This window comes from Pantoea sp. X-Soil-MYKO-1785, assembly GCF_059730675.1.
The window spans coordinates 621,645-642,373 of the sequence record NZ_AP036000.1 but is presented as its reverse complement, the minus strand read 5'-3'; the positions used below and the strand labels follow the sequence as shown (position 1 = coordinate 642,373).

Sequence of the window (20,729 nt, the reverse complement as noted above, 5' to 3'; positions counted from 1 at the left end):
GAATATTTAGTTATTTATCTCACGTATCGCGCTTTTAGGCCGAAAAGCTGCTACCACGTCGGCGTGCGTTTCAACATACGGCCCTTCCAGTAACTGTAAACAATAAGGTACGGAGGCGAAGATGCCGTGCACCTTCACCTTGCCCTGTTCATCCTTTAATCCTTCCAGCGTCTCTTTGATCGACTTTGGCTGGCCAGGCAGATTAAGGATTAGTGACTGTTTACGAATTACCCCGACCTGACGCGACAGAATCGCGGTTGGCACAAACTGCAGGCTGATCTGGCGCATCTGCTCACCAAAACCGGGCATTTCACGGTCGGCGACGGCTAAGGTGGCGTCCGGCGTGACGTCACGTCGTGCCGGCCCGGTACCGCCGGTGGTCAGCACCAGATGGCAAAAACGTTCATCAACCAGTTCACAGATGGCCTGCTCAATCATCGGCTGCTCATCCGGCACCAGCCGTGATTCAATCTCAAACGGCGTACTGATGGCGCTGCTCAGCCAGCTTTCCAGCGCCGGAATACCCTGATCCTGATAAATGCCGTTGGCGGCGCGATCGGACACCGAGATCAGGCCTATGCGTAGTGTGTTCATGATAATGTTCGCTGTGATGTACCGCAGTGCGGCAGAAAAAAAGGGGAAGAACAGAAAGGATAATACAAAGCGAAAGTGACGGAAAAGGGAAACCGTGACGGACGGTGCCGTCACGGTGAGTCATTACAGCAGTTCTGCCAGCATTTTCTCAAGTTTGCCCTGATCAACGGCAAAATTGCGGATACCTTCGGCCAGTTTCGCCACCGCCATTGGGTCCTGGTTGTGCTGCCACAGGAACTCAGATTCGGTCATTTTGGCCGGACGCGCTTTCACTTCGCCGCTGTAGCTCAGTTTACGCTCCAGCGTGCCTTCGCTCTCTGCCAGCTCTTTCAGCAGCGCAGGGGAAATGGTCAGACGGTCACAGCCAGCCAGCTCGATGATCTCGCCGACGTTACGGAAGCTGGCGCCCATCACCACGGTTTCATAGCCGTGCTGCTTGTAGTAGTTGTAGATTTCAGAGACGGAAACCACGCCTGGATCTTCGTGTGCCGCGTACTCTTTCTTATCGGTGTTGGCTTTGTACCAGTCGAGGATACGGCCAACAAACGGTGAAATCAGGAACACGCCCGCTTCGGCACAGGCACGCGCCTGAGCGAAGGAGAACAGCAGCGTCAGGTTACAGTTGATGCCTTCTTTTTCCAGCTGTTCCGCCGCGCGGATACCCTGCCAGGTCGAAGCCAGTTTGATCAGGATGCGGTCGTTGCTGATGCCGGCATCGTTATACAGTTTGATCAGGCTGCGGGCTTTAGCGATGCTGCCTTCAGTGTCGTAAGAGAGACGGGCATCAACTTCAGTCGAGATGCGGCCCGGGATCAGCTTAAGAATTTCCAGACCAATGTTAACCGCCAGCTTGTCAGAAACCAGCTGCAACTGCTCTTCTTTGTTGCTGCTCTGCTCACGCGCCCAGCCGATCGCTTCATCGATCAGTTTGCGGTATTCAGGGATTTGTGCGGCGTTGAGAATCAGAGAAGGGTTGGTGGTAGCGTCTTGCGGCTGGTACAGCTTCATGGCTGCAATATCACCGGTGTCGGCTACCACGGTGGTGAGCTGACGCAGGGAAGTAAGTTTGTCCGTCATGTTCTTTTCTCTTAGTTAACTGTCAGGGTGAAAAAAGGCTGTTGCGATAATATCACGCGGCACCGGTGGCGCAAGGTCAGGGAATGCCGTTTACCCTTGCCTGCACAAATCGGTGTGATTCGTCATTCTTTACGCCTTTTTTGTTACACTGCGCGGCTATACCCACAGCCAATGTCCTGTAAAACCAGGTGTTAACCGAGGAAGCAACTATGTTGATGGTGATCTCGCCCGCCAAGACGCTGGATTATGAAAGTCCGCTGGCGACCCCACGCTTTACCCAGCCGGCCCTGTTAGAAAAGTCACAACAGCTGATTGAGATTGCGCGCGATCTGTCACCCGCCAACATCGCCTCGTTAATGGGGATCAGCGACAAACTGGCCCACCTCAACGCCGAGCGTTTCAACAGCTGGCAGCCTGATTTCACCCCGGACAACGCCCGTCAGGCAATTCTGGCCTTCAAAGGCGATGTGTATACCGGTTTACAGGCAGAGACCTTCAGCGATCAGGATTTCGACTTTGCACAGCAGCATTTACGTATGCTGTCAGGCCTGTATGGCGTACTGCGTCCGCTCGATCTGATGCAGCCCTATCGGCTGGAGATGGGCATCCGGCTGGCCAATCCGGCGGGCAAAGATCTCTACAGCTTCTGGGGCGATTTACTGACTGAAACGCTGAACGAGGCGCTGGCGGAACAGGGTGACGGGGTGCTGATTAACCTCGCGTCAGACGAGTACTTCAAAGCAGTTAAAGCGAAAAAGCTGCAGGCTCAGGTGATCAAGCCGGTGTTCCTCGATCAGAAGAACGGCAGTTATAAAGTGATTAGCTTCTACGCCAAGAAAGCGCGGGGATTGATGAGTCGCTATGTGATTCAGCAGCGCCTGACCCGACCGGAGCAGCTAAAGCAGTTTGATCTGGAGGGTTACCGTTTTGATGCCGCCAGCAGCAGCGAGACTGAGCTGGTATTTAAACGCGCAGAACAGTAAGCATCCGTAGCGCCTGTGGGTGCCAGCAACGGCAGCCACAGGCGGAAACGGGTTCGCACTTATTTCAGTAAAAACGCCCGCAGCGCGGCAAAATCGGCCTGCATCTGGTGTGACAGCAACGGCAATTCTGCCCGCTCGGCTAACTCTGGCGGCAGCGTCAGCGTCTGCTGCAGAATCTCTTCCACGCTCTCTCTGAATTTCGCCGGATGCGCGGTGCCAAGGAACAGGCCATACTCCCCTTCCTGCAGCTGATCGCGCAGCAGACGCCAGGCAATTGCAGCATGCGGTTCAGAGATATAGCCCATTTCGGCCAGTTCACGCATCGCGGCACGGGTGGTTTCATCTGAAACCGCTCCGTAGGCCAGATCGGTTAAGCGCCAGGTCTTACGGCGGAACAGCTCTTCGACTCGAGGCCAGTTGTTTGGCTGGCTGACATCCATCGCATTCGACAAGGTAGAGACCGTCAGATTAGGCTGCCATTCGCCGTTGCCGAGGAAGCGCGGCACCGTATCATTGGCGTTAGTGGCGGCAATAAAGCGCTTGATCGGCAGTCCCAGCGATTTTGCCAGCAGGCCGGCGGTCAAATCACCAAAGTTGCCGCTCGGCACCGACACCACCAGCTGATTGCGCTTCTCTTGTGGCAGCTGAGCGACTGCTTCAAAGTAGTAACAGATCTGCGCCAGCAGACGGCTGATGTTGATCGAGTTTGCGGAGTTCAGGCCAATCGCCTGCTTCAGTTCGCTGTCGTCAAACGCCTGCTTCACCAGCGACTGGCAGGCATCAAAGTCGCCGTCAATGGCGATGGTTTCGATGTTGCCACCCAGGGTACAGAACAGTTTTTCCTGCAGCGGACTGATTTTGCCCTGCGGATAAAGGATCACTACCCGCACGTTTTTCATGCCATAAAAGGCGTGAGCCACCGCCGCGCCGGTATCACCGGAGGTGGCGGTTAAGATGGTGATTTGCTCATCTGAGCCGCTGACGTAAGCCAGCATCTGGGCCATAAAACGGCCACCGAAATCTTTGAACGCCAGCGTCGGACCGTGGAACAGCTCAAGGCAGGCGATATCTTCACTGACCGCTTTAACCGGTGCCGGGAAAGCAAAGGCGGCCTGGACGCGCTCGGCCAGCTGGTGAGGTGGAATTTCGTCACCAATATAGGCCGAGAGAATTTTGCTGCTGCGGCTGACAAAATCCATCTCCAGCATCGCGTCGATGTCGGTCAGTTCAAACTCTGGCAGCTCGAGCGGAAAAAACAGTCCCTGCTGCGAACCCAGACCCTGTTTCACCGCCTGGGCGAAGCTGACCTGCTCGTTGTGATCCTTAAGATTGTAGAGTTTCATGCGTTATCCCAATTGTCGTGCGCCAGCCGTGTCAAGACGGCAGATATGGACGAAGCCTTCATCATTCTGCAGATAGTGCTGGCTCAGCCAGTCAGCCATCCGCTGTGCCGTTTCCATCTGATTGCAAACGGCGAAAAGGGTCGGACCGGAGCCGGAAATACCGCAGGCCAGTGCGCCAATGTCCTGCGCAGCCTGGCGCGCTTCGGCAAAGCCGGGCAGCAGGCGGGTGCGATAAGGTTCGGCAATCACATCCTGCATAAGTTTAGCTGCCAGCTGCGGCTGGCGGGTATGGCAGGCATGAATGAAGCCCGCCAGCAGGCGACCGTGCTTGATGCAGTCCTCTTTGCGGTACTGCGCCGGCAGAATCGCTCGCGCTTCGGCAGTAGAGACTTTAATGCCAGGATAGGCCATCACCCACAGCCAGTCATCAAAGCCCGGCACCGGCTGGCTGATAATGCCATTCTCTTCCAGCATCAGCTGAATGCCGCCGAGGAAGCACGGCGCCACATTATCATAATGGACGCTGCCGGAAATCCGCCCTTCCAGCTCCCCCATCAGGCTCAGCAGCTGGCTGTCGCTGAGCGGTTTGCCGCAGAATTCATTCATCGCCATTAAGCCAGCAACCACCGAACAGGCGCTCGACCCCAGCCCGGAGCCGATCGGCATGTTCTTCTCCAGCGTCATCGCCACCGGAATCTCTTTACCTACCGCCTCGCAGAACCGCTGCCAGCACTGATAAACAATATTCTCTTTGGGATCGGCCGGCAGCTTGCTGACAAAGCGGCCCGCGTTGGTCAGGGTGAAACGATCGGCCGCCTCGACCGAAACGCAGTCGCCCAGCAGTGAACCATCCACCGGCGAAACCGCCGCGCCCAGCACGTCAAAGCCGACGCTGACGTTGCCAATCGAGGCCGGTGCATAAATTTTTACCATTATTAAACTCCCAACTTCCACGACAGCGTACGCAGCAGATCAGCAAAAACACCGGCTGCCGTCACATCATTTCCTGCACCGTATCCGCGCAGTACCAGCGGAATCGGCTGATAGTAGCGGCTGTAAAATGCCAGGGCATTCTCACCGTTTTTCACTTTATACAGCGGATCGTTGCCGTCGACTGCGTCGATCTTCACTTTACAGACGCCGCCCTCTTCAATCACACCGACGTAGCGCAGCACTTTACCCTCATCGCGTGCCTGTGCCACTCGCGCGGCAAACGCATTATCCAGCTCGGGCAGGCGCTGCATAAACTGTTCGACATCCTGAATGGCGGTCAGACTGTCCGGCAGCAACGGCTCAATCTCAATGTCGCTCAGCTCCAGCTGATGACCCGCTTCACGCGCCAGAATCAGCAGCTTGCGCGCCACGTCGGTACCAGAGAGATCGTCACGCGGATCGGGCTCGGTGAAACCCATCTCCCGCGCCATGTTGGTCGCCTGCGACAGCGACACGCCCTCATCCAGCTTACCGAAGATAAACGACAGCGAGCCGGAGAGGATACCGGAGAAGCGCAGCAGCTCATCACCGGCATTCATCAGGTTCTGCAGGTTTTCGATCACCGGCAAACCCGCGCCGACGTTAGTGTCGTAGAGGAATTTACGCCGTGACTTCGCGGCCGCCGCGCGCATCTGCTGGTAGTAATTCCACGACGAGGTATTGGCCTTTTTGTTCGGCGTCACCACGTGGAAGCCCTCGCTGAGGAAATCCGCATACTGATCGGCCACCGCCTGGCTGGAGGTACAGTCGACGATCACCGGATTGAGCAGATGGTACTCTTTCACCAGTCGAGTCAGACGGCCGAGGTTGAACGGCTCTTTGGCTTCGCTCAGCGCCGCTTTCCAGTTGCTGAGATCGATGCCGTGTACGTGGGTTAACAGCGCGCGCGAGTTGGCAATGCCGCAGACCCGCAAATCGATATGCTTCTGCTTCAGCCACGCCTGCTGACGATGCAGCTGATCCAGCAGCGCGCCGCCAACCCCGCCGACGCCAACCACAAACACCTCGATCACCTGATCGGTAGCGAACAGCATCTGGTGCACCACGCGAACCCCGGTGATCACTTCGTCGTTGTTAACCACCACCGAGATTGAGCGCTCGGAAGAGCCCTGAGCAATCGCCACGATGTTGATGTTGGCGCGCGCCAGCGCGGAGAAGAATTTTGCCGAGATGCCGCGCAGGGTGCGCATGCCATCACCGACCACCGAAATCACCGCCAGGTTTTCAATGATATCCAGCGGATCAAGCAGGCCATCTTTCAGTTCAAGATAAAACTCTTCTTCCAGCACCTGACGCGCCCGCGCCAGCTCATTTTGCGGCACGCAGAAGCTGATGCTGTATTCGGAAGAGGATTGGGTGATCAATACCACTGAGATGCCGGTGCGTGACATCGCGGCAAATACCCGGGCCGCCATGCCCACCATGCCTTTCATGCCAGGGCCGGAGACGTTCACCATCGCCATATTATTCAGGTTAGTGATGCCTTTGACCGGATTCTCATCCAGCTCGCCGTGGCCGCCGATCAGCGTACCGGGTGCCTGCGGATTGGCGGTATTTTTAATCAGGCAGGGGATCTGGAACTGGGCGATGGGGGCGATGGTACGCGGGTGCAGGACTTTGGCACCAAAATAAGAGAGCTCCATCGCCTCCTGGTAGGACATCGACTTCAGCAGACGCGCATCCGGCACCTGACGCGGATCGCAGGTATAGACGCCATCCACATCGGTCCAGATTTCACAGCAGTCGGCGCGCAGACAGGCTGCCAGCACCGCCGCTGAATAGTCTGAGCCGTTGCGCCCCAGCACTACCAGTTCACCACGCTCGTTACCGGCGGTGAAGCCGGCCATCAGGATCATGTTGTGCGCTGGAATCTGGCTGGCGGCGATGCGACGGGTCGATTCGGCGATATCCACGGTCGATTCGAGGTAGTGACCGACCGCCAGCAGTTTTTCTACCGGATCGATCACGCTGACGTCGTGACCCCGCGCCTGCAGCAGCGCTTCCATGATCGCAATCGAGAGTTTTTCACCACGGCAGATGATCGCCGCATTGACGCTGTCGGGACATTGCCCTAACAGGCTGATGCCATGCAGCACCTGTTTCAGTTGCGCAAACTCAAGATCAACGCGGGTTTTCAGGCGATCGTAGTCAAAGCCGGGCTGGGCGGCAGCCAGACCCGTCAGCAGCTCGCTGAAGATGCGTTCGGCATCGCTGATATTCGGCAAAGCATCCTGACCGCTGATGGTTTTTTCAATCATCGCCACCAGATGGTTAGTAATCTTTGCTGGCGCAGAGAGCACGGTTGCAACCTGTCCTTGTTGCGCATTATTTTCCAGAATGTCGGCGACGCGAAGAAACCGTTCCGCATTCGCCACCGAGGTCCCGCCGAATTTCAGCACTCGCATGTTATAAACTCTCCTGAATTTAAGCCGAAAAAAAAGCCCGCACTGTTTAGGTGCGGGCTTTTTTCTGTTTTTTCCTGTATGCGTCAGCCCGCACCGTTACCTGTGGTAATGGTGGTGGTAATAATTGTGGTGTTCAGGCTGATTTTACGCATTAGGATTTATTTTCTGTCTGTTTTTGTCTGTCCGTCTGGCTTTCAGAAGTAAAGCAAAGCGCACGTTAAGTCAACGAATTTGTCCGAAGCGCATATTTCCATCACTGCGCACAGCTGCCTGTGAAAGCGCAAAATGCTGTGCGATCGTTTGCCTTGCTAAAATTCTCTACGATCTGTTGCTATGGAATCAGCTTTTTGCCGAGGATTTATCTATAAGTTTTTTTTCTATGTCGTGCAGCAGGCGATGCAGCATCGCGCTGTCGCGCTGTTCCAGCAGGCCAATACGCTGATCGATCCAGTCGGCCATTTTCTCGTCATCACTGACTTCCAGCGTCTGCAGCAACTGGTGAAAACGCTGACGCAGCGCCTGCAGCTGTTGCCCATCGGCCACCGGTACCGCCGGTGCCGCAACCTGATTCAGCTTCGCCAGCTGGTAGCAGTAGACCATTACCGCCTGACCCAGATTCAGCGACGGATAGTCATTTGCCATCGGGATACCGGTCAGCAGATCAACCTGCTCCAGCTCCTCGTTAGTCAGCCCGCTGTCTTCGCGGCCAAACACCAGCGCCATGCTGTTTACCCACTGCCGTTTTTCCAGTAGCTGGGTTTCAACCTGTTCAGGCGTGGCGTAGTAGCGGAACTTTGCCCGGCTGCGTGCGGTGGTCGCCACGGAGAAATCAATGTCAGCTAACGCCTCGGCCAGCGTCGCGAAGGTCTGAAGGTTATCGAGAATATCACCGGCACCGTGAGCGACCCGGCGAGCAGCCGGATCCTGCCAGGCATCGCTGGCGACAATCCGCAGCTGGCTAAAGCCCATGGTTTTCATGGCACGCGCCGCAGCGCCAATATTTTCAGCCCGGGCAGGCGAGACGAGAATCAGGGGGAAAAGCATGTTTATTCCATTGGTTTGCTGACATAACGCCATATTAACACGGCTGTTAATGATTAAGACGCCCACTGATAACAAGAAAACAGGATGTTAAAACTGGTTAAAATCATTGATCGGTGGCCGTTTCTGGCTCAAACATCCATTATTGACAAAACTCGCATAAAACCCATTTAATTCAATAAGATAAAATATGATTTCCAGTCGGTTTTAGTTGGCGAATTGTTCGCCATAAATGTAGCAAAAATGCTGCTTTTTGTGAGCTAAGCAGGCAATCTACGAGAAGTTTTTCACAAAAGTGTTAACGTGCTACAATTGCATTTGATATAAGTCAACGAAGCGTTGTTTTTATGCTTATCGGTTGTAGTTGGTGCTGTTAGGTTGCTGTTAATGCAGTTAGGATATGCGCCATTATTATTCTCTCACGGGGCATGCAATTTTCATCCTGACTGGCTGAGCTAATCCTGTTGTTGACGTTGATAGATGGCTTATCAAAATAGTATTCCATACAACGGTTCAGCACGGTCCGCCGCTCTCGATGATGAAGAACGCCATACCGCTGTACGCCCTGTTTTCAATTTGTTGGCAAATTTTAGGTAGCTAAACATGCAGACCCCGCACATTCTCATCGTTGAAGACGAACTGGTCACGCGTAATACCCTCAAAAGCATTTTTGAGGCAGAAGGTTATGTGGTGTATGAGGCGACTGATGGTGCAGAAATGCATCAGGTGCTGACCGACAATGACGTCAATCTGGTGATCATGGACATCAACCTGCCCGGTAAAAACGGCCTGTTACTGGCCCGTGAACTGCGCGAACAGGCTAACGTCGCCCTGATGTTCCTGACCGGCCGTGATAACGAGGTTGATAAAATTCTCGGTCTGGAAATTGGCGCTGATGACTACATCACTAAACCGTTTAACCCGCGTGAACTGACGATTCGTGCCCGTAACCTGCTGTCACGCACCATGAATCTGGCGCTGCCAAGCGAAGAGCGTCGTCAGGTTGAAAGCTATAAGTTCAACGGCTGGGAGCTGGATATCAACAGCCGCTCACTGATCAACCCGAACGGTGAACACTACAAGCTGCCGCGCAGTGAATTCCGCGCCATGCTGCACTTCTGCGAGAATCCAGGCAAGATCCAGACCCGTGCAGACCTGCTGAAAAAAATGACCGGTCGCGACCTCAAGCCGCATGACCGTACCGTTGACGTCACCATCCGCCGGATCCGTAAGCATTTCGAATCGACGCCGGACACGCCAGAGATTATCGCCACCATTCATGGTGAAGGTTATCGCTTCTGCGGTGATCTGCAGGACTAACTGCTACGCCAAGAAAAAACGCCCTGACGGGCGTTTTTTTTTGCCTTAGTGCCAGGGCATAATCGGTACCGCGCTCAGCGCATTTTTCGGCGAGCCTTCCACCACTTTATCGGAGTAGGTCAGATAGACTAAGGCGTTGCGCTTTTTATCGAAGAAGCGTACAACCTGCAGCTTCTTAAAGATCAGCGAGGTGCGCTGGCGAAACACCACGTCGCCCTGCGCTTTGCCCTGCGCAATCTTGTCGCTCAACTCGACCGGACCGATCTGCTGGCAGGAGATTGCTGCATCAGAGGTATCTTCCGCCAGACCCAATCCGCCTTTAATACCGCCGGTTTTCGCCCGACTGATATAACAGGTTACATTTTTAACATCGGGGTCATCAAAGGCCTCAACGACAATCTTGTGGTCGGGCCCAAATATCTTGAACACCGTATCTACCGAGCCTATCTCCTCGGCGAGCAGCGGGCTTGAAAAGGTTAAGGCGGCAAATGCGGCGATCATAAGGCGAGATATTGTCATGGAGTTACCATTGCAAATTGAATAGATGAGACTGTAATGTACTGTCAATCGAGTTAATGACCAAACCAAAACGGGTTTAAGCCCGCACTGATGTAGCACAATCTTCCCGAGAAAGCTGCCCACGCCTTTTGAGCATTTAGTGCTATTATTCGACGACTGCGTTTAGCTGCACCACCAGAGTATGAGGATGTTTTATGGACCAAGCCGGTATCATTCGCGATTTGCTTGTCTGGCTGGAGAGCCATCTGGATCAACCCCTTTCACTGGATAACGTTGCCCTGAAAGCCGGTTACTCTAAATGGCATTTACAAAGAATGTTCAAGGACGTCACCGGCCACGCGATAGGCGCTTATATTCGTGCGCGGCGTCTGTCAAAAGCCGCGGTCGCGCTTCGCCTGACCAGCCGTCCGATTCTGGACATCGCCCTGCAGTATCGTTTCGACTCGCAGCAGACCTTTACCCGTGCGTTTAAAAAGCAGTTTAACCAGACGCCGGCCTGGTATCGTCGCTCTTCGGAGTGGAACTCATTCGGTATTCGTCCGCCGATTCGCCTCAGCGATGAGAAGCAGCCTGAACCGACCTTTGTCACCTTGCCAGAAACGGTGCTGGTGGGGCAAACCCAGAACTATACCTGTACGCTGGAGCAGATCTCGAGTTACCGCGACGAAATGCGCATCCACTTCTGGAAGCAGTTCCTGCTGGAAACCGACACGGTGCCGCCGGTGCTGTATGGCCTGCATCAGGTGCGTGCCAGCCAGGACAAAGATGACGAGCAGGAAATTCTTTACACCACGGCGGTGCCGGCCGACAGCGCAATGAACCTGCACTCCGGTCAGAGCGTGATCCTCGAAGCGGGCGACTATGTGCAGTTCACCTACACCGGGCCACGCGTCGAGCTGCAGGAGTTTATCCTGCTGCTGTACGGCACCTGTATGCCAACGCTGGGACTGACCCGCCGTCAGGGACAGGATATTGAACGTTTCTACACCCACGGGGGCAAGAAACTCAGCGAGCCGCCAACCGAAATCCGGTGTGAATACCTGATTCCGATTCGTCGCCAGCCCGCCGGCAACTAAACGCTTCTGCCGTCATCACGACGGCAGAAGCGCTTCACCGTGGTTAGCGTTGCAGCTCATCAAGCGCAGGCGCATCCAGATGGGAAATATCCCCGGCGGTTTCCACCACCCAACCCTCTGCCAGCCAGGCGCTCTGCTGATGATCGACGCGTGAGATCGAGCAGTTGCGCAGCCGCAGGCGACGTTCCGCATGCGCTGGCAGGCCGAGGATGGTGCTGACCAGCACGCCCAGCGCCATGCCGTGGCTGACAATCAAAGGCCGGCTGCCGGCCGGCAGATCGAGACAGGCGTTCAGTGCCTGATGCATCCGCGTCGCCATCTCAGTCATCGACTCCCCTTCCGGGATGCGTCCCCCTTCCGTGCCGTTAACCAGCGTAGCGCGCCACTGCTCTTCTTCGGCGGTTAACTCATCCAGCGGGCGCTTCTCCAGCACCCCCATGTTGAGTTCGCGCAGTCGGGGATCGAGCGTCACCACGCAATTACAGGCATCAGCGATGATCTCAGCAGTGCGGCGCGTACGCCCGAGATCGCTGGCGATGACGTGCGTAATGCCCAGATTTTTGACGCGTTCTCCCACCTGATGGGCTTGTTGCTCACCTTTTTCCGTCAGCGGACTGTCGGACTGACCCTGAATGCGGCGTTCCGCATTCCATACCGTTTCACCGTGACGAACAAGATAGACCTGTAGCATGCTTAGTTTCCGTTATACTGCGACAAAAATCGCCTTAGAGTCTCTCCCCATCAGGCGTCATTATTGCAGCCAGACTGGACACCGACAGCGCGAAACAACCGGCGCGTACCCGCAGTACGTGAGGATTGTGAGCACTGCCCTGGGTCAGACTGACAAATAAAATAGCCCGATGGGATCGGCTCTTAATCACCTAAGGGTTCAATCAATTATGTACCATGTTGTCGCAGCCACCACCAACCCAGCGAAGATTCGCGCGATTGCGCAGGCATTCAACGACGTTTTCGGCGAGGGATCCTGCCATATTGAAGGGGTCGAGGTCGAGAGTGGCGTTGCAGCACAGCCGTTAACCCACCTTGAAACGCGAACTGGCGCACGCCAGCGCGTGATGAATGCACGACAGGTCCGACCTGAAGCGGCGTTCTGGGTGGCCATCGAGGCCGGCATTGAAGATGACTGCGCCTTCGCCTGGATGGTGGTGGAAAATCAGAAACAGCGGGGAGAATCCCGTTCGGCCAGCTTCACCCTACCGCCGGTGGTGCTGGCTGGGTTACGTGAAGGCCGCGAACTGGGCGAAGAGATGGCACGGTTAACCGGCATTGAGAATATTAAACAGCAAGGCGGCGCGATTGGTGCCTTTACTCAGGGTCTGCTCAGCCGCTCCAGCGTCTATCATCAGGCACTGATTCTGGCGCTCTGCCCGTTTGTTCATCCGCTTTATCAGCAGTAATCAGCCGCGACCCAGATGCGCCTCCAGCCAGCGTTTCAGCTCCGGTGGCGCCTCTTTCAAGCTGTTTGAGCCACGTGTAATGGTTGCGATGCCGACGCCAAGCTCGTTTTTCAGCTCGCGCTGGCTCATCTCGCCGTTCATCAGCTCTTCAATAATCCGCAGACGGGTGCCAAAGGCTTCGCGCTCATCAGGCGTCATCATCAGCTGCATCAGCGGCAGTGCATGGCCGTCTGCAAAGGCCTGCTGCATCAGCCCGACAAAGCGATGCCAGCTATCCTCGGTGGAGGGAGAATCAGGTTGGGTCATGAAGAGGCTTCCGTACTCGCTAAAGAGTACGGAAGCTTAGCACAGCTAGTAACGGCGATTCCACTCGCCATCTGACAGGATCTTGTCAGGCTGGCCCATGAAGTGACGATAGTAGGCGTCATACGCCAGCACGTTCTTCACGTAGCCGCGGGTTTCTGAGAACGGAATGGTCTCAATAAACGCCACTGCATCGAGATTACCGCCACTGGTTTTTTGCCAGCTACGCACCCGGCCAGGGCCGGCATTGTAAGCCGCCGAGGCGAAGATGCGGTTCTGACCAAACTGCTGGTAGACATATTCCAGATACTGGGTGCCGATCTGGATATTGGTCTCAGGGTCCAGCAGCTGACTGACGCTGGAATAGCCCGGCATGTTGTACATCTTGACGGTATGCGCCGCGGTGGCCGGCATAATCTGCATCAGGCCGCTGGCCCCGACCGGTGAACGCGCTTTCGGGTTCCACGCGCTCTCCTGACGTGAAATGGCCATCGCGTAGCTCGGCGGGATCTGCTTATCCTGAGTATTACGCTGATAAACGCTCTGCCACGCCAGCGGGAAGCGCTCTTTCAGGCTGTCCCACATTTTGGCGGTAATGGTGGCCTGCACGCTGAGATCCCACCAGTCCTGCTCGTTAGCATAACGCGCCAGCATCTGCTGCTGACTGTGCGGGCGGCTGGCAATCAGGTTGGCCCATTCGCTGCGCGCCAGGTTATCCAGTCCCCAGTACATCAGTTCACGCACCCGGGCCAGCTCTGCGCCCTGCACCGTTGCGCTATCGGGCTTCGGCGCTTCATCAATCTGCAACCGATAATCGACGCCTAACCGCTGCGCCGCCACCATCGGATAGAAACCGCGAGCCTGCATCAGCTTGCGCAGGATCTCTTCCGCTTCCTCTTTGCGATCTTTCTCAAACAGCAGATCGGCCTGCCAGTACTGCCATTCATCTTTCTGTTTGGCTTCCAGCGGCAGACGGGCGATCCAGGTATTCAGGCCGCGTCGATCGTGCTGGCTCAGGGCCAGCCGAACCCGACGTTCCACCAGCGCGGTCGATTCACTGCTCATTACCACCGCATCACGCCAGCGCGCCTGTTCCGATGTCAGATCGCTGCCCATCATGCGCCACACCACAATCTCTTTCAGCGCCTGCTCATCTTCCGGCCCCATCTTCTGCGCCCGCACCAGAATCGGGATCAGGCTGCGGGCATTTTCCATATCCTGACGGGCGACCCGTGTGAAGGCGTAGATCGTTGCCTGGCGGGTAAAGTCTGTTGGCCCGACGGCGCTGGCAAAGGTGCTGACCGTCAGCGGGTCCTGCTGCAGCGCCTGGATCGCGTCAGACATGGTCTGGTAATCAGCCGGCAGCGTTTTCGCCAGATAACTCACCAGACTGTCGTTACCGGCTTTCATTGCCAGCCGGATACGTTCCAGAATGGTGATCGGTGAGAGCTGGCCAGAGGATTGCCATACCGAGAAGAGTTTATCGCAGTCATTCGGCAGCGCCGTACCGCGCAGCCAGATCTGTTTGGCGCCGTCAAAGGCCGCCTGCTGCTGGCCGGTGGCCCATTTGGCGTAGTACCAGTTACAGCGCGCCTGCACCGGTTTCGGCTCGGTCGGGCTGAAATTAAGCACGCCCTGCCAGTCCTGACGATGCGCCAGCACGTTGATAAAACGGGTGCTGAGCGAGCGCGCCGGCGGCAACGTTGGGTACTGGCGGATAAAGTTTTGTACTGCCAGGCTGGTCTCCTGATCGAGATCCTGCGCCAGCAGCCGATATTGCAAATAAGGATAGAGCGGATAATCCTGTAGCGTTGGCAACAGTTGATCCACCGTGGCCATCTGGTTGCTGTCCCAGGCCTGTTTAATTTGTTGATAACGCTGTCGTTGTTGATCAAGCGAATCGGCCCATGCGCTGCTGGCCGTGCCGACCAGGCAGATCCCTACCATCCAGTTACGCCACTTCACCACGTAAATCTCCTCTGTTGCTGGGCGCCGGCGAGTTGCCAGACTCCCTTCATGCTAACCAGGCCATCCGGCTCTTGCCATGTTCTTCACAAAATTTACGCACGGCAGGATTAAACGCACCGCTATCGCCCGCCCCTTGCGCCGCAATTGTGCAAATAATCATCACAAATTCTTATGACCAACCCTGATAACCCATTGAATCAGAGCGTTAAAAAAATGGCACAGCCTTTGCTCTGTTGAACTCCATCTTGTATACCAGCTGGAATTCATCGTATGGCTTCGACCTTTGGCTTGACCCTTCACGACTGGCAGCAACGGCTGCAACTGGCCCCACAGCAGATCATTCCACTGCTGGAGGCCCATCTGGCGGCGCTGGATCCGCAGGATAACGCCTGGCTCTATCTTGCCACACCGGCGCAGCTGATGGCGCAGCTGGAACCGCTGCTGGCACAGTTTCAACGCGATCCGGCGTCGCTGCCGCTGTTTGGCGTCCCGTTCGCCGTCAAGGACAACACCGATGTCGCCGGCTGGCCGACCACCGCCGCCTGTCCGGCCTTCACCTACATCGCTGACAATGACGCGACGGTGGTCGCCCGGCTGAAAGCCGCCGGTGCGGTGGTGATCGGCAAAACCAACCTTGACCAGTTCGCCACCGGCCTGGTCGGCACCCGCTCGCCGTACGGCGCGGTCACTAACACCTTTGATGCCGACTACGTCAGTGGCGGCTCCAGCTCCGGTTCGGCTTCAGTACTGGCGCGCGGGCTGGTCGGCTTCTCTCTTGGTACCGACACCGCCGGATCGGGTCGGGTCCCGGCCGGGTTTAACAATATTGTCGGTCTGAAACCGACCAAAGGCTGGTTCTCAGCGCGCGGCGTGGTGCCAGCCTGCCGGCTGAATGACACCCTGTCGGTGTTCGCGCTGACGGTGGAAGACGCTTTTACCGTCGCCAGCCTCGCCGGGGGTTACGACGCCGGTGACGCCTATTCGCGCGTTAATCCGCATACCGCTCCGGCCAGCCTGCCTGCTCATCCGCATTTTGCCGTCCCAGCCAATCCCGAATTCTTTGATGATGCGGCGGCCGAAGCGGCCTGGGATCGGGCGCTGGAAGCGCTGCTGGTGGCGGGCGTGACGCTGCATCCGATTGATTTCACTCCGTTCCGCCAGCTGGCTGAGCAGCTCTATTCCGGTCCCTGGGTGGCCGAGCGCACCGCCGCAGTCGGCGAGATGCTGCAACGTCCGGCTGAGATGGACCCGGTGGTGCACGGCATCGTCGCCAGCGGCCTGAAATACAGCGCCGTTGAGGCTTATCAGGCGGAGTACCTGCGGGCCGAACTGACGCGACAGATCCAGCAGACCCTGGCGCAGTTTGACGCGCTGGTGGTGCCAACGTCGCCCACCATCCACACGTTGACGGAAATGGCTCAGGAGCCGGTGCACTACAACTCGCAGTTCGGCACCTATACCAACTTCACCAATCTGGCCGACCTCGCCGCGCTGGCGCTGCCCGGCCCGTTCCGCAATGACGATTTACCGGCGGGCATCACGCTGATCGCACCCGCCTGGCACGATCGCGCACTGGCTGAGTTCGGACTGCGCTGGCAGCAGCAACTGGCGCTGCCGCTTGGTGCCACCGGCCAGCCGCAGCCAACCCGATCGCGCGCGCTGCCGCCTTCACCCGATCACGTGCGCGTTGCGGTGGTCGGTGCCCACCTCACCGGTATGCCGCTCAACTTCCAGCTGACCAGCCGGGATGCGGTGTGGGTCGAGGAGACGCAAACCGCTGCTCACTATCGGCTGTTCGCCCTGCTGGACGGCGCGATCAAAAAACCGGGCCTGATGCGCGACGAACGGGGAGCCGCCATCACCGTCGAGCTATGGGATATTCCGCTGGCGCGCTTTGGCGAGTTCGTGGCAGAAATCCCGCCGCCGCTGGGTATCGGCAGCCTGACGCTGGCAGACGGTCGGGTAGTGAAAGGCTTTATCTGTGAAGGGTCGGCGCTGAACAAAGCGCTGGAAATTACCGAAACTGGCGGCTGGCGCAACTGGCTGGCGACACAAGGGAGTCTCTGACCATGTTCAGCACCGTATTAATTGCCAACCGCGGCGAAATTGCCTGTCGCGCCATCCGTACCCTGAAGCGCCTCGGCGTGAAAAGCGTGGCGGTTTACTCCGATGCCGACCGTAATGCGCAGCACGTTAAGCAGGCCGATGTGGCGATTGCGCTGGGCGGTGACAAAGCCAGCGACAGCTATCTGCGCATCGACAAAATTCTGGCAGCGGCACAGCAGAGCGGTGCTGACGCTATCTGGCCGGGCTACGGCTTTCTGTCCGAGAGCCTGCCGTTCGCTGAAGCCTGTGAGCAGGCGGGGATCGCCTTTGTCGGCCCGACGGCACAGCAGATCGGTGAGTTCGGCCTGAAGCACCGCGCCCGTGAACTGGCCGCGCGAGCCGGTGTACCAATGACGCCCGGCACGCCGCTGCTGGATTCACTGGAAGCGGCGTTACAGGCCGCCGAACAGATCGGCTATCCGGTGATGCTGAAGAGTACCGCCGGCGGCGGTGGGATTGGTCTGACGCGCTGCGCCGATGCCGCCGCGTTAGCCAGCGCCTGGGAGAGCGTACGCCGTCTCGGCGAACAGTTTTTCAGTGACGCGGGCGTCTTTCTGGAGCGCTGCATCGATCGCGCGCGTCATGTTGAAGTGCAGATTTTCGGCGACGGCCGCGGCACCGTGGTGGCGCTGGGTGAGCGCGACTGCTCGCTGCAACGCCGTAATCAAAAGGTGGTGGAAGAGACCCCGGCGCCGGGCCTGTCATCGGCCACGCGTGACGCGCTACTGGCCTCGGCGGTCCGGCTGGGCCAGCTGGTCAATTACCGCAGCGCCGGCACGGTGGAGTACATCTACGACGTCACTCAGGAAGCGTTTTACTTTCTCGAAGTGAATACCCGTCTGCAGGTTGAGCATCCGGTTACCGAATGCGTGACCGGGCTGGATCTGGTCGAGTGCATGCTAAAAGTGGCGGCGGGCGATGAGATTGACTGGCCGCGCCTGCAGCAGGCTCCCGAGGGTGCCGCCATTGAAGTGCGACTCTACGCGGAAGATCCGCTGAAAAACTTCCAGCCCAGCCCCGGCCGGTTAACCGCCGTCAGCTTTCCTGCTGGCGTACGCATCGACAGCGGCATTGAAACCGGCAGCGAAGTCTCCAGCTTCTACGATCCGATGGTGGCGAAGCTGATTGTACACGCCGACAGCCGCGAGGCGGCGCTGGCAAAGATGCAGCAGGCGCTGGATGCCACCCAGCTGCACGGCATCGCCACTAACCTCGACTACCTGCGCCAGATCGTGGCGACTGAGGCCTTTCACAGCGGCACGGTCTGGACACGCTTTCTCGACAGTTTCACCCCGGCCGCCCCGGTGATTGAAGTGCTGCAGCCGGGTACCTTCAGTTCGATTCAGGATTATCCGGGCCGCCTCGGCTACTGGGATATCGGCGTTCCGCCGTCCGGTCCGATGGATGATTTCGCCTTCCGTCTGGCGAACCGGATTGTCGGCAACGACGAATCGGCGGCTGGCCTCGAGTTTACCTTACAGGGCCCGACGCTGCGCTTCCACGCAGATGCGACGGTGGCGCTGACCGGTGCTGACTGCGCCGCCACGCTGGATGGCGAATCGGTCAGCAACTGGCAGCCGCTGACGGTGAAAGCGGGACAAACCCTGGCGCTGGGCCGCGCGCAGCAGGGTTGCCGCGGCTACCTCGCGGTACGCAACGGTTTCGACGTACCGGAATATCTCGGCAGCCGCAGCACCTTCTCACTGGGTCAGTTTGGCGGCCATGCCGGACGGACGCTGCGGGTCGCGGATATGCTGCCGATCTCGCGGCCTGCGCTGGCAGCCTGCACCACTCCGCCGCCGGTCAGCGCCCCTCAGGCGCTCGATGCCGCATTGATTCCGCACTACGGCACCGAATGGCGCATCGGCGTGCTCTACGGGCCGCACGGCGCACCAGACTTCTTCACCCAGGCCGCCATCGACGAATTCTTTGCCAGCGACTGGCAGGTACATTACAACTCCAACCGTCTCGGCGTGCGGTTAGTCGGTCCGAAACCGGGCTGGACCCGCGCCAACGGCGGCGAGGCGGGCCTGCACCCTTCTAACGTTCACGACTGTGAATATGCCATTGGCGCCATCAATTTTACCGGTGACTTTCCGGTGATCCTGACGCACGACGGCCCGAGCCTCGGCGGATTCGTTTGTCCGGTGACCATCGCCAAAGCCGAACTGTGGAAAGTCGGTCAGGTTAAACCAGGCGATCGCATTCGTTTCCATCCGATCGGTGCCGATGACGCGCTGGCACGGGAAAAGGCGCAGCAGCAGATGATCGCCACCCTGCGTCCTCACCATGCACCGACGTTTGCCGTGCCGTCGCTGGCTGAAACCGCCAGCGGCTCCGCGACCATCCTGGCGGCGATTGACGCCACCGCAACCACGCCGCAAGCGGTCTACCGTCAGGCCGGTGACAAATATGTGCTGATTGAATATGGCGACAACGTGCTGGATCTGGCGCTGCGACTGCGCGTTCACCTGCTGATGATGGCGCTGAGCGAACGAGCGGTGCCCGGCGTAGAAGAGCTGTCACCCGGCGTGCGTTCACTGCAGGTGCGCTACGACAGCCGCATCATCAGCCAGTCTGACCTGATGTCGCTGTTGCTGGGGCTGGAGGCGACGCTGGGCGATGTCAGCACGCTGAAAGTGCCGTCGCGGGTGGTGTGGATGCCAATGGCGTTTGAAGACAGCGCCACCCTCGGCGCGGTAGCACGCTACCAGGAAACAGTTCGCGACAGCGCTCCCTGGCTGCCGAACAACGTTGACTTTATTCAGCGCATCAACGGCTTAACCCAGCGTGAACAGGTGCGCGACACCCTGTTCAACGCCAGCTATCTGGTGCTCGGACTGGGCGACGTCTATCTCGGCGCGCCCTGTGCGGTGCCGATCGATCCGCGCCATCGTCTGCTGAGTTCCAAATACAGCCCGGCCCGCACCTTCACCGCCGAAGGCACGGTCGGCATCGGCGGCATGTACATGTGCATCTATGGCATGGACTCACCCGGCGGCTATCAGTTGGTCGGCCGGACGTTACCGATCTGGAACAGCTTCCTGAAAAATCCCCAGTTTGCCGCCGGACAGCCGTGGCTGCTGCGCTTCTTCGATCAGGTGCGTTTCTATCCGGTGAGTGAAGCCGAGCTGACGCAGCTGCGGGAAGATTTCCGCGAAGGCCGTGCCAGCCTGCGGATCGAAGAGACGCTGTTTGATTTTGCTGCCCACCAGCAGTTCCTGGCGGACAACGCTGATGATATCGACGCATTCCGCCAGCGTCAGGCCGCCGCGTTTGAGCAGGAGGTGACGCTATGGGCGCAGGAAGAGCAGAGCGCGCCGCCGACGCTGGACCCGCCGCCCCCGATCGCTGAGCAGGATGACAGCGCGCTGGCGGTGCAGGCCGATATGAACGGCAACATCTGGAAAGTTTTGGTGCAGCCGGGTGAAACGGTCAGCGCCGGTCAGACGCTGGTTATCGTCGAAGCGATGAAGATGGAGCTGGCGATTGTCGCTCCCCAGAGTGGTCAGGTGAAACGCATTACCTGCCAGGCGGGCCGTCCGGTCAGTCCGGGCGAAACCCTGCTGTGGCTGGAATAAGG

The 20,729-nt window shown here is 57.8% G+C and carries 17 protein-coding genes and 1 other annotated feature; of the genes, 6 read left to right on the top strand and 11 right to left on the bottom strand.

Translation table 11 applies throughout. The features are described from left to right. Positions 1 to 6: 6 nt before the first annotated feature. Positions 7 to 594, bottom strand: a complete 588-nt coding sequence (gene mog / locus AC6I8D_RS02860) for a molybdopterin adenylyltransferase (protein ID WP_312055342.1) — start codon at positions 592 to 594, stop codon at positions 7 to 9. Positions 595 to 717: 123 nt separating this feature from the next. Next, on the bottom strand, positions 718 to 1,671 hold the full coding sequence (gene tal / locus AC6I8D_RS02855) for a transaldolase (RefSeq protein WP_069728450.1): 954 nt from the start codon (positions 1,669 to 1,671) through the stop codon (positions 718 to 720). 209 nt (positions 1,672 to 1,880) lie between these two features. Here tal and yaaA point away from each other — a divergent pair, with 209 nt between their 5' ends. Then, positions 1,881 to 2,654: a peroxide stress protein YaaA gene (gene yaaA, locus AC6I8D_RS02850; RefSeq protein ID WP_312759415.1), complete on the top strand. Its 774-nt coding sequence runs from the start codon at positions 1,881 to 1,883 to the stop codon at positions 2,652 to 2,654. 59 nt (positions 2,655 to 2,713) lie between these two features. Here the strand turns inward: yaaA and thrC are convergent, their stop codons facing one another. The 5 genes from thrC to AC6I8D_RS02825 form a co-directional block, all read right to left on the bottom strand. Next, the gene (gene thrC / locus AC6I8D_RS02845) at positions 2,714 to 3,997 is read right to left on the bottom strand and encodes a threonine synthase (protein ID WP_312055340.1); all 1,284 of its coding nucleotides are present in this window, start codon (positions 3,995 to 3,997) and stop codon (positions 2,714 to 2,716) included. 3 nt (positions 3,998 to 4,000) lie between these two features. After that, positions 4,001 to 4,930, bottom strand: a complete 930-nt coding sequence (thrB, locus tag AC6I8D_RS02840; protein WP_031376023.1) for a homoserine kinase — start codon at positions 4,928 to 4,930, stop codon at positions 4,001 to 4,003. A gap of 2 nt (positions 4,931 to 4,932) precedes the next feature. Continuing rightward, positions 4,933 to 7,395, bottom strand: a complete 2,463-nt coding sequence (gene thrA / locus AC6I8D_RS02835; protein WP_312759417.1) for a bifunctional aspartate kinase/homoserine dehydrogenase I — start codon at positions 7,393 to 7,395, stop codon at positions 4,933 to 4,935. A gap of 26 nt (positions 7,396 to 7,421) precedes the next feature. Continuing rightward, positions 7,422 to 7,540: a sequence feature (Thr leader region), on the bottom strand. Further along, on the bottom strand, positions 7,479 to 7,547 hold the full coding sequence (thrL, locus tag AC6I8D_RS02830) for a thr operon leader peptide (RefSeq protein WP_071591720.1): 69 nt from the start codon (positions 7,545 to 7,547) through the stop codon (positions 7,479 to 7,481). It overlaps the preceding feature by 62 nt. A gap of 187 nt (positions 7,548 to 7,734) precedes the next feature. Next, positions 7,735 to 8,439 carry a tRNA/rRNA methyltransferase gene (locus AC6I8D_RS02825; RefSeq protein WP_312055338.1) on the bottom strand — a complete coding sequence of 235 codons (705 nt, stop codon included), beginning with the start codon at positions 8,437 to 8,439 and terminating at the stop codon, positions 7,735 to 7,737. A 600-nt stretch (positions 8,440 to 9,039) separates the two neighbouring features. Between AC6I8D_RS02825 and arcA the strand changes: the two genes are divergently transcribed. Next, on the top strand, positions 9,040 to 9,756 hold the full coding sequence (gene arcA / locus AC6I8D_RS02820; protein ID WP_046289182.1) for a two-component system response regulator ArcA: 717 nt from the start codon (positions 9,040 to 9,042) through the stop codon (positions 9,754 to 9,756). A 45-nt stretch (positions 9,757 to 9,801) separates the two neighbouring features. Here the strand turns inward: arcA and creA are convergent, their stop codons facing one another. Next, the gene (creA, locus tag AC6I8D_RS02815) at positions 9,802 to 10,275 is read right to left on the bottom strand and encodes a protein CreA (RefSeq protein ID WP_312055337.1); all 474 of its coding nucleotides are present in this window, start codon (positions 10,273 to 10,275) and stop codon (positions 9,802 to 9,804) included. Between the two features lie 194 nt (positions 10,276 to 10,469). Between creA and robA the strand changes: the two genes are divergently transcribed. After that, positions 10,470 to 11,351 carry an MDR efflux pump AcrAB transcriptional activator RobA gene (gene robA / locus AC6I8D_RS02810; RefSeq protein ID WP_497819629.1) on the top strand — a complete coding sequence of 294 codons (882 nt, stop codon included), beginning with the start codon at positions 10,470 to 10,472 and terminating at the stop codon, positions 11,349 to 11,351. A 43-nt stretch (positions 11,352 to 11,394) separates the two neighbouring features. On the opposite strand, the gene gpmB is transcribed toward robA, so the two are convergent. Next, positions 11,395 to 12,042, bottom strand: coding sequence for a 2,3-diphosphoglycerate-dependent phosphoglycerate mutase GpmB (gene gpmB, locus AC6I8D_RS02805; RefSeq protein ID WP_312055335.1), 648 nt, complete (start codon positions 12,040 to 12,042; stop codon positions 11,395 to 11,397). 208 nt (positions 12,043 to 12,250) lie between these two features. On the opposite strand from gpmB, the gene yjjX reads away from it, so the two are divergent. Next, the gene (gene yjjX / locus AC6I8D_RS02800) at positions 12,251 to 12,769 is read left to right on the top strand and encodes an inosine/xanthosine triphosphatase (protein WP_312055334.1); all 519 of its coding nucleotides are present in this window, start codon (positions 12,251 to 12,253) and stop codon (positions 12,767 to 12,769) included. On the opposite strand, the gene trpR is transcribed toward yjjX, so the two are convergent. Continuing rightward, a complete protein-coding gene (gene trpR / locus AC6I8D_RS02795; RefSeq protein WP_312055333.1) occupies positions 12,770 to 13,075 on the bottom strand; it encodes a trp operon repressor in 306 nt (101 codons plus the stop codon). A gap of 45 nt (positions 13,076 to 13,120) precedes the next feature. Continuing rightward, positions 13,121 to 15,040, bottom strand: coding sequence for a murein transglycosylase (gene sltY, locus AC6I8D_RS02790; RefSeq protein WP_312055332.1), 1,920 nt, complete (start codon positions 15,038 to 15,040; stop codon positions 13,121 to 13,123). A gap of 270 nt (positions 15,041 to 15,310) precedes the next feature. Between sltY and atzF the strand changes: the two genes are divergently transcribed. Continuing rightward, positions 15,311 to 17,107: an allophanate hydrolase gene (gene atzF, locus AC6I8D_RS02785; protein ID WP_312055331.1), complete on the top strand. Its 1,797-nt coding sequence runs from the start codon at positions 15,311 to 15,313 to the stop codon at positions 17,105 to 17,107. 2 nt (positions 17,108 to 17,109) lie between these two features. Next, the gene (uca, locus tag AC6I8D_RS02780; RefSeq protein ID WP_497819628.1) at positions 17,110 to 20,727 is read left to right on the top strand and encodes an urea carboxylase; all 3,618 of its coding nucleotides are present in this window, start codon (positions 17,110 to 17,112) and stop codon (positions 20,725 to 20,727) included. Positions 20,728 to 20,729: the final 2 nt, after the last annotated feature.

Coding starts and splice junctions, on each gene's coding strand:
- mog (WP_312055342.1), bottom strand. CDS start 594: ATGAACACACTACGCATAGGCCTGATCTCGGTGTCCGATCGCGCCGCC.
- tal (WP_069728450.1), bottom strand. CDS start 1,671: ATGACGGACAAACTTACTTCCCTGCGTCAGCTCACCACCGTGGTAGCC.
- yaaA (WP_312759415.1), top strand. CDS start 1,881: ATGTTGATGGTGATCTCGCCCGCCAAGACGCTGGATTATGAAAGTCCG.
- thrA (WP_312759417.1), bottom strand. CDS start 7,395: ATGCGAGTGCTGAAATTCGGCGGGACCTCGGTGGCGAATGCGGAACGG.
- thrC (WP_312055340.1), bottom strand. CDS start 3,997: ATGAAACTCTACAATCTTAAGGATCACAACGAGCAGGTCAGCTTCGCC.
- uca (WP_497819628.1), top strand. CDS start 17,110: ATGTTCAGCACCGTATTAATTGCCAACCGCGGCGAAATTGCCTGTCGC.
- arcA (WP_046289182.1), top strand. CDS start 9,040: ATGCAGACCCCGCACATTCTCATCGTTGAAGACGAACTGGTCACGCGT.
- yjjX (WP_312055334.1), top strand. CDS start 12,251: ATGTACCATGTTGTCGCAGCCACCACCAACCCAGCGAAGATTCGCGCG.
- robA (WP_497819629.1), top strand. CDS start 10,470: ATGGACCAAGCCGGTATCATTCGCGATTTGCTTGTCTGGCTGGAGAGC.
- creA (WP_312055337.1), bottom strand. CDS start 10,275: ATGACAATATCTCGCCTTATGATCGCCGCATTTGCCGCCTTAACCTTT.
- thrB (WP_031376023.1), bottom strand. CDS start 4,930: ATGGTAAAAATTTATGCACCGGCCTCGATTGGCAACGTCAGCGTCGGC.
- trpR (WP_312055333.1), bottom strand. CDS start 13,075: ATGACCCAACCTGATTCTCCCTCCACCGAGGATAGCTGGCATCGCTTT.
- AC6I8D_RS02825 (WP_312055338.1), bottom strand. CDS start 8,439: ATGCTTTTCCCCCTGATTCTCGTCTCGCCTGCCCGGGCTGAAAATATT.
- atzF (WP_312055331.1), top strand. CDS start 15,311: ATGGCTTCGACCTTTGGCTTGACCCTTCACGACTGGCAGCAACGGCTG.
- gpmB (WP_312055335.1), bottom strand. CDS start 12,042: ATGCTACAGGTCTATCTTGTTCGTCACGGTGAAACGGTATGGAATGCG.